The following is a 13,080-nucleotide window of genomic DNA, read 5'->3' as shown; positions in this document are numbered from 1 at the left end:
GTATGACCGAGTAGAGTCATAGCTCATGAGTGAGAATTCCGTGCCTGCTTCCCAGACCGAACGCCGACTTGTCCATGCGGCCGATATTCAGATTGCGCAGGCACGAATTTCTTCGGTTATTGCGGCCACTCCGCTGCAGTTCAGCCCACGTCTTTCCGAAATCACCGGCGCTAAGGTATTCCTCAAGCGGGAAGACCTCCAGGACGTGCGCTCGTACAAGATTCGCGGTGCCTACAACGCCATGGTTCAGCTCACCGACGAAGAGCGGGCAGCAGGTGTCGTTGCGGCATCTGCAGGAAATCACGCTCAAGGTGTGGCGTACGCCTGCCGTCAGCTGGGTATTAAGGGACGCATCTATGTACCCAATGCCACGCCGAAGCAGAAGCGCGACCGTATCGCTTACCACGGCCGCGATGCCGTTGAGATCGTCGTTGTCGGAGACTCCTTCGATGAGGCCGCCGCTGCTGCGCGTGCTGACGCACAGCGCACTGGTGCCACCATGGTGGAGCCATTCGACTCCTTCAACACCATCGTCGGCCAGGGCACCGTCGCAGCTGAAATTATTGCGCAGCTCTCCGGTCAGGGGTTGACTCTGGATACCATCTGCGTACCGGTCGGTGGCGGTGGTCTGCTCAGCGGTGTCACCTCTTACCTGTCGGACATGTCACCGAACACCCAGGTCATGGGTGTGGAACCTGCGGGCGCGGCCTGCATGCGCGCAGCTTTGGAGAACAACGGCCCGATCACGCTGGGGCACACCGACCCGTTCGTCGATGGCGCCGCGGTGGCACGCTTTGGTGACCTGCCATGGCACATTCTGGAGGCCAACCGCAACCGCGTTCATCCGATGATTGCGCCAGAGGGCGCGGTCTGTGAGGCGCAGCTGGATCTCTATCAGAACGAGGGTATCATCGCGGAGCCCGCGGGTGCGTTGTCTGTCGCTGCGTTGGAGCAGATGCAGTTTGAACCGGGCGAGGTTGTTGTCTGCATCATCTCGGGCGGTAATAACGATGTGCTGCGCTATGCCGAGATCATGGAGCGCTCGCTGGTCTACCGCGGCCTCAAGCACTACTTCCTAGTGAACTTCCCGCAGAAGCCTGGCCAGCTGCGTATGTTCCTCAGCGATGTTCTCGGCCCGGATGACGACATCTCGCAGTTCGAATACCTCAAGCGCAACAACCGCGAAACTGGTGCGGCTCTGGTCGGTATTGAGCTACGTCGTGCCTCTGACCTCGATGAATTGCTCGCACGCATGGATGCCTCGCCGCTGAAGTGCCGCCGACTGGTGCCAGGCACGCCAGAGTATGACTTTTTGACCTAGACTTGCTAGGTCAATCTGGGAAACCTCCGAGACAGACCTCCGAGGGCCATCAACTCAACCAATTAATTGAATCTTTTCGAGCAAGCTTTGTAGCGAAGGGGAGCGTCCACCCACTATGACTGGGGCAAGCAGTGTCGACCAGGGTGTCCGAGTGGAAAATACCGTGATTGTCGAAATGTGGCTGGCTGCCGCAGAGCAGGACCTGGCCACCCGGATTCCAGGGCTGCTGGAATCTGCCACACAGGCCAAAGTTGAGCCACTGTTTGTCTGGTCAGGGCTGTCGATGGACGAGGTTGAGCGTATCGACCGCTTCCTGGGAACGCTCCTGGCCCATCATCTGGAGGGCGGTACTGCTGCCGATATTGAAGCTGCGAAGAGTGTCGTTGACAATCACCCGCTGGTCACCCTTGCCTCGTTGGTAGGACGCGCCGCGCGTGTTGCGTCGGCAAGCGAAATGTGGCTGGACTGGCCGGCGGCTCTGCAGCTGAATCCAGACGCTGACACTACCGGCGCGCTCATCGAGCACCTCGCCGCCGCAGTGCCGACAATGCTGGCCAATGCTGGTTTGCCTAACGACGTCGACAGCGACCAGGCCGATTCGGATGAGCTGCAGCAAGCGGCACAGGTGCTTCTGCTGCACGCGGGTGTGCAGCTATCGGTGATGCCACTGTTTATCGAGCGCTGCGAGGAACTTGCCGGGGTAGCGGAGCTGACCAATCCTTCGGCCAATGACCTGGTACAGGCGTTGTCGAAGGTACATCCGCTGCTCGAAGGGCTGCTGACCGAAATAGCAGAGGCCGAAGATGGTGTCTACCCGCTGGCGCTGCGTCAGTTGGCCAGGACGGCACCTCGTCAGGCGCACAAGTTGTTTAAGGCAACCCTCGGCTACGCCATTGCCACCGCCGCTGATCCGGCCAACTGGGAGGCTCGGGAAGAACTCGGTCAGCTTGACGCGGGCCTTCCGCCCATTCTGGTGGCCGCTGCGCGTGAAGAGCTGCGTATGCGTCCGGCGGGTACTGCGAATCGTCGTGAAGCCGTGGGCGTGGTGGCAACGACCGGCCGCCCGCAGCTGTACTTCGATGAGCTGACGCAGACCGTTGGCGTACAGCTACCGACGCCGCTGGATCCGGCGGGACGGACCTGGCGTGTCACCTTCGGCGGCACGGTAGCAACGACACCGGTGGTGGGCCTGCAGGATTCGCTGCCGCGTCCAGTGGTGACCATCGATGAGCCGGTGCGCGATGTGCTGGTGGAAATCGGCGATGAGAAGCACTGGCGAGTCCCGGCGATTAGCACTGAGGACCCGATTCTCATTTTCGGTGCCGACGGTCAGTCGGTCACAGACAAGGTCTCGCTGCACTCGACGTCCGCTACGGTGGTCTACCCGGTTGATGCCACACTCGTTGACCCCGTCACGGGTGCCGAGGTGCCATTGCTATCGGACCCGCGCCCATTTGACTGGGAGCTGTGGCAAGTCGCTGAGATTGATCTTCGCGATGTTCATGCAGTTCAGGTTCGTCGGTCCGGGGCGGCGGGCGAGGTTAGGTCAGCGTCACCGCAGCGTCAACCGCGAATGACCATGCCCCACGCGCGTCTCGACGGCACGGTGTCTGCCTACGGCACCCCGGTTTACGCTGGTGGTCCGGTCGCTGTGTTTCCGCCGACGCTGTCCGGTAAGGACGAGTCCTGGCGTGCTATCGTCACCGATTTTGGCGGTTACGGTGCGTTTACCACGGATTCCGTCATGGTCTATGACCTCGAGGTACCCGCCGCAGGTGGCGAGGTTGAGATCCTTACCGATGACGATTACCCGTGGGTCGGCGAGTTCGTGGTTCGCCTGGTCAATCCGCGTGGCCGCAGCTTCCAGAAGCACTTCGCCATTGCGGAGCAGGCAGACCTCACGATTACTTACAGCGGTGGTGGCGACGGCTTCCGCATCCCGACTATCGACGGTCTGAGCCCCGCCGACATTCGCGTTGTCTCCGGTGACAAGCCGCTTGACGCCGAGCCCGCTATCGTGCGCCTCGGGGCGGACGAAGTGACAGGTACCGTCGAGCTTTCCACCGAAGAAGGCGCATGGCTGCAGTTGCAGGTCACGCCAGGCACGCTGCAGTTTGAGGTTCCGCTTGCCGATGAATCCGTCGCCCGCCGCACCACTACATTGGTCACCCGCCCGAAGCGTGTCGATGCCTTCGGCAAGATTGTCGTCAATGCCCCGGGCGAGTTGCGCCATGCGCATGTTGCAGTTTCCAGCGGTGAGCGCGACATCTGTCGCGTCCCCATCAAGCGTTTCGGCGATACTGGCTACGCGGAGTTCGGCAAATTTGCAGACCGTATCTCCCTGCTGAAGGCCCTGCGCATCAGTTTGGACTGGACACGTGTGACGGGACGTAAGCGCCTGTCTGTACCGCTGGTGGAGGCTTCCTCCCGCGATGCCATCCGCCAGATTGCCTTCAACGATGAAGCCACTGACATCATCGAGGTTGATGTCGCTGACGATGTTTCGCACTTGCCGATGACCCTGTGGCTCTGGGCCGCAGGTCAGCCGTGGCGCGAACCCGTCGCCCTGGAAGTCGTGGAGGGTGAATGCGAGCTTCCCGACGAACTCCGCGGCCTTGGCCCATTTGTCGCGCAGGTGACTCTCGGTGTGGAGAAGGAACGCCACCCACAGTGGCCGGCGGCCGGGTCTACCATTCTGCATCATGTCGATGATGCCGAGGCTGTTGACCTCGATGGCGAGGACACCGATCCCGTTGCTCGCGCGCAGGAACTGTGGGGCGAGCTAAATCAGGATCAGCTCGCACGTTTGTGGACGCTACTGGCGACCTTGCGGGCTGGTCGTGCAACCGACATGGCGCAGGCGAATCCGCTGCTGGCCGCACCTAGGTTGGGTGCGATCTTGTGTGCTGAACCACGCGCCGGTCTGGCTGCGTTGAACCGCTCAGTCATCGCGCTCGACGATCAGCCGGGTATGTTTATCGCCTCCGGACTCGTGCTGGGAGACTTCAGCGCTACTAAGCCAGTGCCGGGGCGTCGCCGTGTGCCGTGGCTCGGTGCATTGGCAGCGTTGGCGGATCTCACTGATGAGAGCGTGGACCGTTCTCGTCAGCTGGATTATCTGCGCACAACTGGTGGCCAGGGACTGCTGGACATTGCTGCCAGCGGCCAGGACACCACTCTGGAGTCCGCCACTATCGACCAGAGCTCGGTGCAGATTACCTCGCTGCCGGAAGCACAGGCCAGCGCTATTTTGTCGCAGGTCTTTGATCCTTACCGCATGGTCCCGGGGCCGCTGACCGACGATGACGCTCGCTTCACGGCAATCTACGAAGTGGTACGCAATCGTGCTGAGATTGTGGAATCCGGTGTGATGACCCAGCTTGCCGCCGCCTCTCGGGTGTTGTTTAAGACGGTGTCGAAGGCGTCTCCGCGACTGCGCAAGGCGGTCAATGTGCGCTTCCACAAGCTCGATGGCATCGATGCGGATGATCCTTCGCTGCACTGGACTCTGGTGCCGGGAACGTCACTGCTTATTGCAGTGGCTGCCCGCGTATTGGCCCGTACTCAGGCTGAGAACTCTGATGCCAGTGTCGCCGCTGTCCGTGAGCTGATTCCGATGTGGGCTCAGCTGGCGGACCTGGTTCCGACGTTGGTGATGAGCGATATTCTCATCGCAGACGCGTTGGTGGCTCATGTCCTCCACGGTGATGTCACCGAGTTGCCGTGGCCAGCACCCGAGTCGGGTGCGGCGGATGAGCAAGAGCCCGGAACCGAGGCTGAAAGTTCGGCTGACTAGCTGAGCGAGACGACAGCGTAGCCCCACGCTGGAAGCGAGATTTCGGGACCAGCAGCTTCGTCATTGACGATGCTGGCTGCTGCGTCTTCAAAAGTGTGCAGCAGATGGGCGGAACCGAACTCGGAATCCAGGCTGACGCTGGTTTCGGCGTCGGAGAAATTCGCAACCAAAGCGACAGTTTCAAAGGCATCCGAGTTTCGGGCACCCATTTCGCGCTCATCCTGGCTGCGCACAACGACAAGGCAACGATTGTCCTCGTCATACTCGGTCACCACAGATGCCGACCACGGAGTGCGAAGCGACGGGTGAGACTTCCGCAGCGCGAAGAGATCGCGGTAGGCCGCCAGAATAGTGGCGTGCGAGCCCTCCGAGACCTCCTGCCAATTGAGCTTCGAGCGGTGGAAGGTCTCTGGATCCGATGGGTCGGATACATCCTTCGGATCCCACCCGGCACGGGCAAACTCACGAAGGCGTCCCTCGCGCGTGAGCCGCTGCAGCTCCGGATCTTCATGGGAACAGAAGAAAGCAAACGGGGTAGAGGCTCCCCATTCCTCACCTTGGAAGAGCATCGGGGTGAAAGGACTGCAGGCGATAACTGCTGCCTTTAAAACCTGCTGCGCCGGAGTGAGGTTCATCGACGGACGGTCGCCGACAGCGCGGTTTCCCGTTTGATCATGTGTGGTCGTGTACGTTACGAAAGCATGCATGGGCTGGACAGACAGGTCGAAGAGGCGGCCGTGAGTACGACCACGGAACGTCGACATTGTGCCCGTATGCCAGAAGCCAGTTTCCAAAGCACTAGCTAGCGCTTCCACCGACCCAAAGTCTGAGTAGTAGGCGTGGTCCTCGCCAGAGACCAGCGTGTGCAGTGCATGGTGGACGTCATCATCCCACTGGGCGTTGAGGCCAAATCCACCGGCAGCGCGCGGGCGGACCAAACGCGGATCATTCTGGTCGGACTCTGCTATCAAAGAACGCGGAATACCAGTCTCGGCTGCGACAGTGTCTGCAACAACCTGCATCTGCTCCAGAATGTGGAATGCCCCCTCGTCATGCAGGGCATGGACTGCATCCAGACGAAGGCCATCGGCGTGGTAATCCACCAACCATTGGCGCACTGCATCCAAAATATACGCACGCACCTCATCAGAGTTGTCGCCAGTGAGATTGACAACCTCACCCCAACCCGTCGTACCACCAGCGGTGTAGGGGCCGAAAAATCCCACATAGTTGCCGTCTGGGCCAAAGTGGTTAAAGACCACATCCAAAATGACAGCCAAACCCTTTCGGTGGCACGTATCAATCAGCTGCTGTAGACCCCGCGGGCCACCGTAGCCCTCGTGCACGCTGTGCCAGGACACACCGTCATAGCCCCAATTACGGTCACCGCCGAAAGGCTGCACTGGCATCAGCTCAATGTGCGTTATCCCCAGCTCAATCAGGTGGTCTAGATGTTCCACCAAACCTTCGAAATCACCAGAATCGCTGAAGGTGCCCACATGCAGCTCATAAATCAGACCGCCTGGCAGAATTCGGCCCGACCAGGCCGAGTCCTTCCACTTATAGGCACCTAGGTCAACGACCTCGGAGAAACCATGCGGACCATCCGGCTGGGACTGGGAACGCGGATCTGGCAGCGGTATTGTCCAGTCACCGACAGCGGGGGAGGAGCCGTCCCCCGATTCGCCGTCAGGCGCGCCGTATCCCGCATGTGCCCGCAGCGAAAATGCGTAGCGATCCCCCGGTGTGCGAGCCACATCAGCTTCAAACCAACCAGAGTTGGCGCCGTAGCCATCGGTGGCGTCAGCGATGGGATGCATATCAAAAATCGCTGGCGCGTCAGGATTGCCCAACAGCAGACGGACTTCGGAAGCGTACGGGGCCCAGACTCGGTAGTTGCTCATGGGCACCATGGTAGGTCAGTCAGCGGATTGGCACAGGGGAAACGTTTTCGAACACCGCGGATTCAAGGGGAGCTCAAGGTGAGGTCGAGAAAGTACCGAGCGGCGGTGATTGGGTGTGCACTAAGCCCATACGCAACAATGGACACTATGACCACCGAGCCATCCACTTCGACCGAAGCGACGCAGAATCAGCGTGACATCGAGCTGATTGTCCCCGCCGACGGTGACATCGTCACGAATGAAATCGAGATTAAGAAATCTCGCTTCATTACGTGGATCGCGCGTGCCGACGACGAAGGCAGCGCCCGAGAGGTCATCAATTTGGCCAAGGCGGAGTACCCGGATGCTCGCCACCACTGCAGCGCATACATTCATGAGGTCGTCGGAGGGAATCGGGTGGAGCGATCCTCAGATGACGGTGAACCTGGTGGCACGGCAGGGCGCCCGATGCTCGATGTGCTCCAGGGCTCTGGAATGACGAATGTCACCGCCGTAGTGATCCGCTATTTTGGTGGCATCAAATTGGGCACGGGTGGGCTTGTGAGAGCCTATTCGGATTCGGTCTCAGAGTGTCTAGAAAAAGTCACGCGCATGCGGCGCGTGCAAAGAGCCTTGAGGGTAGTGAGTATCTCCGCCGCAGATGCCGGTCGCATCGAAGCGGAATTGCGTGCTCGTGGTTATGAGATCGTGGAAACGCGGTGGGGCCAGAACGTGGAGTTTTCCATCGCGGTGACTGCCGATGGGATTGCCCAGCTGGACGGCGAAATGCAGGCGCTGACTAAGGGAGCTAGCGAGCCGTCTACGGACGGTGGCAAAATCTGGTGGGAGCTGCGCGCCTAACAGCCATTAACCCTGGTTCGGGGATTCCTCGCCGTTATGTGCACCGCGATGGCGCTTGAGAATTTCCACCAGTTCGTCCTTATTTTCTGCAATCTTTTCCGGCCGACCGAAGACGCAGACTGCCGCGACAGTAGCACCGTCTTCCTCCACTGCGATAGAGACACCGTCAACGCCACCGCCTTCGGCAATACCCGGGGCAGCACAGACGCCGGTCTCTGCGATTTCCCCGGCCTGGCGGAGGAAATCATCCACATAGACCTGGTCTTCCGGCCGCGCGGAGTTCAGGTAGGACCACAGTTCGCGCTTTTCAAACCGACTCATCAAAACCCAACCTGCAGAGGTGCGCAGCAGTGAGCGCGGCAGGAAGTTCTCCGTCAGGTACTGGTAGCGCATGGATTCACCGACGGTTTTGAGGTAGAAAAGCTTGCCACCAACCGGCAGTGCCAGCACGGTAATCAACCCAGTTTCGTTGTGAATCGCCTCGAGCTCAGCCGTCGGAACGTTGACCATGCGACGACCGGCCATGACATTGAGCAGAAACGGCGCCATGCCGAGCGTATAACGCTTGTGGGACTCGTCAAGGTAACCTGTCACAGTCAGACCGTTGACAAGGCCCTGCGTGGTACTGAGCGGATAGTTCAGCGTGTGGGCGATGTCAGTGAGGGTTAGACCTTCGTTAGAGCGCGCAACGAGTTCGAGGATTGCCGCAACGCGGTCGACCATGCGGTGGCGGGGGCGGACAGTTTCTGTCATAGGACTAACTCTAGCAATCAACCTACGCCATTGTGTTAATTACCTACCCAAATAGGAATATCTAGCAGGTTTGCTATGGCTGTAGAAATTTTTCCCGAATTGTACGCCCTATCGACCTATGCGATGCGTCAGGGAGACCAGAACGCTCTAATATGTACTCCATGAGCTATCTTCAGCCCCAACCTCAGAACCCCATTGAGCTCCGCAAGAACGCGGTGCGAAAGTACTCCCGCAATGCCGTTGTATGGGCAGGCAGCGGTGTCGTCGGCGGTGCAGTGCTCGGACTTCTAGCCGGAAGCATGTCTCTATTCCTCATCCTGGCAGTAGTCGGCCTGGTCGGTGGTTTTCTCAATTGGCAAAAGGTTCAGCGGATTGTGAACTACAAGGATCCGCAGTAAATGCCTGCTCAGCAGCAATTGTCTACCGAACCAGTGCGTATCGATGCCTGGATTTGGGCGGTCAGGTTGCTGAAAACTCGCTCATTGGCCGCAGATGCGTGCCGTGGTGGCCACGTCAAAGTCAACGGCGAAGCCGTGAAACCCTCAGTTCTAGTCGTCCCAGGGGACAGAGTGCGACTGTGGGCAAACCACCGCGAACACGTTGTTGAGGTCACCAAGACGGTGAAGAAACGGGTCGGAGCTCCGGTGGCCAGGCAGTGCTATATCGACCACTCTCCGCCACCGCCTCCGAGGGAGATTCTCGCATCGATGCCGATGCGCGACCGCGGTGCCGGGCGGCCTACGAAGCGCGATCGCCGTCAGCTCGATCGTCTTCGGGGACGTCGCTCATAGGCATCCCGGCCTCCGCTAGTTGCTGCAACCGTGCGCGCAAACGGGCTGGTCGACGCTTCGGGTTATGGCTGGTATCCGCAGTGGCCTTAATATGCTTTTCACCGCGAGCCGCCAGTAGTAGGTCATCGATAACACGCACATGGCCGGGGTTAAAGCGGTACTTCATGGCCTTACTTACCGCGCTGAGGCGCTGCGGATTAAGTAGCTCTCGCAGCTGCCCGACAGTGCGAATGCCATTGCGCTCCAGCAGTTCTTCTGCCCAGCCGTAATGCTCTGATTTTGAGCGGGGTGCATCGGGAAGCAGCATCGTCAGCACGCCGGGTAGGGTTTCCTCAGTCACCACAATGTCATCGGCTGTGGTCTTTGCCGGAACCGAGGGCTTTTCACCCTCTCCCTGCGCGGAATCGTCCGGCGTAGACTCCTCCAGCACGGCAACGACCTGGTCGAACTGCTGATCTGCGAGCTCAATAAGGCCAGCGGCCAGCGCAAAAGCTCGATCAATCCGCGGGTCTGTCGCTCCCTCAGGGGCCTTGTAGCGAATATCGTGCTCAAACTCCGCCCACGCATGCTGCAGCACAGTGCGCAGTTGCACCTCAAACTGCATATCCGCATATGGAGCTAGCTCTGACGGCGCCGCCGTCGACACCTTGCAGATCAAGTGCTGGGAGCCGTATCCCAACCGGCCGCTGATTCGTGTCTCCGCAGTTTTGTCAATCGTGCGCAGCACAGTCAGCGAATCTCCCAGCGCATCCATAATCGCGGGAATCTCCGTCGAATGGTACGTGGTTACACGCACACCGATGATGTCGTGGATATCGTGCCACGGGTCAGGGTAGACGTAGCTGCCGTCCGCTTCACGACGCAGGGCCTTCTGCCGCAATGAGCGGAAAGACTTCACCCGCGCCGTGACATTGTCAAAGGCCAAACCGGCATCGGAGAGAATCTCTTTAATCGCATCGACAAAGTCCTGCGCGGCAGTGGGGTGCCGAGTTGCCCACGAGTCGTACTTCGACTGCAGCGCACGGGTAACCTCTCGATCCTCCGCCAACTGAGCCTTGCGGGTCTGCTCGCGGGAATCGTCGGCAAGCGAATCCTTCATTCGATTAGTCGTCATCGTCCTCGCGTACCAGCAGTGCTACTGGGAAGGAGCTGAACAGAGAAGCCACGGTGATGGTGCCGGACCAAGTATGGCCGGTGAAACGGTCGGTCCAGAATCCCTTGGGAAGTGTCACTGTAGTGTCGCCCCAACCGCCTTCGCGCTGCAGCCCCAGCGGGCGGCGCGTCACCAGCGCGATAACATCTTCCGGCTCGCCCTTCGGTCCACGTGCTGCACCGACCAGATGACGCTCGCCCACACCGACGGCGAATACTGGCTGGTAGGTACCGCCGACGAAGGACTCCGGGCGCTCCGCACGCAGTTTTACTCCGTGGTGAGTCACCATCAGCTTTGCGACGTCCGCATCGGCATCCGTAAAGTCCTCCGGCAGCTCGGCTGGGTGCTCTTGACTTTTAGTCACCGACGTGACCTCATCGCGGGCAACCTTATCCAGCGCCGCGACGCGCGCATCATAGTCGACGAAGCGGCGGTTGTCGGGATCAACCAGGGAGTCCTCTGTGAACTCCGTCCCCTGGTAGGTATCGGGGATACCGGGGCCGACAAGTTGGAGGAGCTTGCGCGACAGAGAGGTGGTCAGGGCAGCTGGCGCAATGGAGCGGACGAATTCTGTGATGGAGTCGGTCAGAGGGCCGTCGAGAAGCGCGTCGATCCAGCTGCGGATGCCGAGTTCGAACTCCTCGACCGGCTCCGTCCAGGAGGTGTGAACATCTGCCTCGCGGATGGCCTTAATGGCGTAATTGTGGAGGCGTTCGCGCAGTTCATCGGTAATTACGCCGTCAGTCGGCCAGACTCCGATGATGTTCTGCAGCAGGAAGTAGCCGGTGGCATCGTCCGGGGCGGGGGTGATGGCCATCCAGTTGCGGACATTTTCAGCCCAGTCGCCGGAGACATCGGAGAGCTGGAGAATGCGGGCTCGGACATCTTCGCCGCGCTTGGTGTCGTGCGTGGACAGCGTGGTCATGGTCCGTGGCCAGAGGCGAGCACGTTCCGACTGCAACAGGTGGAACTCCGCCGCTGACATACCGTAGCGACCGAGATCACCGCCGACTTCGTTCAGACTGATTAGGCGACAGGCACGGTAGAAGGTGGTGTCTTCGACCCCCTTTGCCATGACCGCACCACAGACCTGCGCAAACCGCGTGGCGGCCTCACCACCGGCTACCAAACCTGCCGAAATGAGGTCGAGAGCAAAGACACGCGAGGGGAAACGCGCTGCCATTTCACCAATGACCGTGGAAGCCACTCGTGACAGGGAGACATAGTCCGAACGGTAGACAGGCATGGCAGCGACCAGCTTGCAGATGGTGTCGATAAGTACCTCGTCGCTTACGCTGGTGCCGCTGATAGACCAGTTATCGCGGCGCAGGGCACGCGCTAGACGACGGACCTCTGCAGCCAACTCGTGCGCTGCGACATCGTGCTTGAGGGCCTGCGCAGTTGCCTGCACGGCAGTCTTGTCCCAGGTTGAGCCGGACTGCTGCAGAGCCAACATGCTCATGGCGTCTCGGGAGTCGCGGTTGACGAAGACATTGTCGAACTCACGCAGGGCATCGTACCCCGTGGTGCCGTCAACCTGGAGTCTCGGATCCAGTGGCTCTTCGGCACCCAGAATCTTCTCGATAACCAGCCATTTGTCATCGCCGAGTAGACGGCGCAGCTCACTGAGGTATCCGAATGGGTCGCTGAGGCCATCTGGGTGGTCAATGCGGACACCGTCAATGATGTCCGCAGCCAGCAGCTCGCGGATGATGCGGTGTGTGTGCTCGAATACCACCGGGTTTTCCTGGCGGATGCCGGCCAGACCGTTGACGCTGAAGAATCGACGGTAGCCAATGACCCCGTCCTTCCAGTACATCAGGCGATAGGCCTGGCGATCATGTACTTCCTGCGGGGTGCCGTCCTCGGTGCCCGGGCGCACCGGGAATGCATTGTCGTAGTAGCGCAGAAGTGGCTCGTCGCCAGAGGTGTCGAGCTCCAGCTTGTCGATATCCTCCGGGGAGCCCAGAATCGGCAACCCCATCTTGCCGTTGGCCCCGTTGTCCTCGTGCCAGTCGATATCGAAGTATGGCTCGAATTGAGAATCCTTGCCATAGGTCAGAACGTCCCACCACCAGACATTGAGCTTGGGCTCCTCAACACCGAGGTGGTTCGGTACCAGGTCGATAATGATGCCCAGACCGGCCTTGTGCGCCACCTGCGCGAGCTTCTGCAGCTCTTCCATGCCGCCGAGCTCCGGGTTCACCGTCGTCGGATCGATGACATCGTAGCCATGGTTCGACTCCGGTACAGAAGTGAGGATAGGCGACAGATACAGGTGTGAAATTCCGAGGTCTGCCAAGTAGCCGACCTGTTCAGCCGCGTCAGCGAACGTGAAAGCGCGCCCGTTTGGGTCGGCCTTGGGGCCACGGAGTTGGAGACGGTAGGTGGACGTAATTGGTCGGCGACTCATGTTCCCCTTTATACCGCCCACCAGGAAAAGCTGCTGCCTGACCGCTGTGGCAGCAGCTAGCCCCGGAGCCTGGGCCCGCCGCCCGAATGCGAATTTCTTCTCGTGAACG

General features: G+C 60.1%; 9 protein-coding genes. 5 read left to right on the top strand and 4 right to left on the bottom strand.

What is annotated here, in order from left to right:
• Positions 1–25 precede the first annotated feature (25 nt).
• The gene (gene ilvA / locus CORAM0001_RS04325) at positions 26–1,321 is read left to right on the top strand and encodes a threonine ammonia-lyase IlvA (RefSeq protein ID WP_005510291.1); all 1,296 of its coding nucleotides are present in this window, start codon (positions 26–28) and stop codon (positions 1,319–1,321) included.
• Positions 1,322–1,436: 115 nt separating this feature from the next.
• Positions 1,437–5,117, top strand: a complete 3,681-nt coding sequence (locus CORAM0001_RS04320; protein ID WP_050773592.1) for a hypothetical protein — start codon at positions 1,437–1,439, stop codon at positions 5,115–5,117.
• Here CORAM0001_RS04320 and treZ read toward each other — a convergent pair.
• Positions 5,114–7,030, bottom strand: coding sequence for a malto-oligosyltrehalose trehalohydrolase (gene treZ / locus CORAM0001_RS04315; RefSeq protein ID WP_040361166.1), 1,917 nt, complete (start codon positions 7,028–7,030; stop codon positions 5,114–5,116). The genes CORAM0001_RS04320 and treZ overlap by 4 nt on opposite strands.
• 129 nt (positions 7,031–7,159) lie before the next feature.
• Between treZ and CORAM0001_RS04310 the strand changes: the two genes are divergently transcribed.
• The gene (locus CORAM0001_RS04310; RefSeq protein WP_208854630.1) at positions 7,160–7,861 is read left to right on the top strand and encodes a YigZ family protein; all 702 of its coding nucleotides are present in this window, start codon (positions 7,160–7,162) and stop codon (positions 7,859–7,861) included.
• Between the two features lie 6 nt (positions 7,862–7,867).
• Here CORAM0001_RS04310 and CORAM0001_RS04305 read toward each other — a convergent pair whose 3' ends face one another.
• A complete protein-coding gene (locus CORAM0001_RS04305) occupies positions 7,868–8,614 on the bottom strand; it encodes a helix-turn-helix domain-containing protein (RefSeq protein ID WP_005510320.1) in 747 nt (248 codons plus the stop codon).
• Between the two features lie 152 nt (positions 8,615–8,766).
• Here CORAM0001_RS04305 and CORAM0001_RS04300 point away from each other — a divergent pair, with 152 nt between their 5' ends.
• Positions 8,767–9,012, top strand: a complete 246-nt coding sequence (locus CORAM0001_RS04300) for a hypothetical protein (protein WP_005510313.1) — start codon at positions 8,767–8,769, stop codon at positions 9,010–9,012.
• Positions 9,013–9,405 (top strand): RNA-binding S4 domain-containing protein, encoded by a 393-nt coding sequence (locus tag CORAM0001_RS11035; protein ID WP_081451097.1) that lies wholly within the window; start codon positions 9,013–9,015, stop codon positions 9,403–9,405.
• Here CORAM0001_RS11035 and CORAM0001_RS04295 read toward each other — a convergent pair.
• Entirely contained in the window at positions 9,353–10,519 is a 1,167-nt protein-coding gene (locus tag CORAM0001_RS04295; RefSeq protein WP_081451096.1) for a GTP pyrophosphokinase, read from the bottom strand. The two genes, CORAM0001_RS11035 and CORAM0001_RS04295, sit on opposite strands and share 53 nt — an antisense overlap.
• The gene (treY, locus tag CORAM0001_RS04290) at positions 10,509–12,971 is read right to left on the bottom strand and encodes a malto-oligosyltrehalose synthase (protein ID WP_005510353.1); all 2,463 of its coding nucleotides are present in this window, start codon (positions 12,969–12,971) and stop codon (positions 10,509–10,511) included. The genes CORAM0001_RS04295 and treY overlap by 11 nt, the downstream gene beginning before the upstream one ends.
• Between the last annotated feature and the right edge of the window lie 109 nt (positions 12,972–13,080).

It is taken from the genome of Corynebacterium amycolatum SK46, from assembly GCF_000173655.1.
Taxonomy (GTDB): Bacteria; Actinomycetota; Actinomycetes; order Mycobacteriales; family Mycobacteriaceae; genus Corynebacterium; species Corynebacterium amycolatum_A.
Note: the sequence above shows the minus strand (reverse complement) of the source record. Positions and strands in the feature narration are given on the sequence as shown.

Bases quoted from the DNA above. Each gene is read 5' to 3' on its own strand.
- CORAM0001_RS04295 (WP_081451096.1), bottom strand. From the start codon at position 10,519: ATGACGACTAATCGAATGAAGGATTCGCTTGCCGACGATTCCCGCGAG.
- ilvA (WP_005510291.1), top strand. From the start codon at position 26: ATGAGTGAGAATTCCGTGCCTGCTTCCCAGACCGAACGCCGACTTGTC.
- CORAM0001_RS04300 (WP_005510313.1), top strand. From the start codon at position 8,767: ATGTACTCCATGAGCTATCTTCAGCCCCAACCTCAGAACCCCATTGAG.
- treZ (WP_040361166.1), bottom strand. From the start codon at position 7,030: ATGGTGCCCATGAGCAACTACCGAGTCTGGGCCCCGTACGCTTCCGAA.
- CORAM0001_RS04310 (WP_208854630.1), top strand. From the start codon at position 7,160: ATGGACACTATGACCACCGAGCCATCCACTTCGACCGAAGCGACGCAG.
- CORAM0001_RS04320 (WP_050773592.1), top strand. From the start codon at position 1,437: ATGACTGGGGCAAGCAGTGTCGACCAGGGTGTCCGAGTGGAAAATACC.
- CORAM0001_RS04305 (WP_005510320.1), bottom strand. From the start codon at position 8,614: ATGACAGAAACTGTCCGCCCCCGCCACCGCATGGTCGACCGCGTTGCG.
- CORAM0001_RS11035 (WP_081451097.1), top strand. From the start codon at position 9,013: ATGCCTGCTCAGCAGCAATTGTCTACCGAACCAGTGCGTATCGATGCC.
- treY (WP_005510353.1), bottom strand. From the start codon at position 12,971: ATGAGTCGCCGACCAATTACGTCCACCTACCGTCTCCAACTCCGTGGC.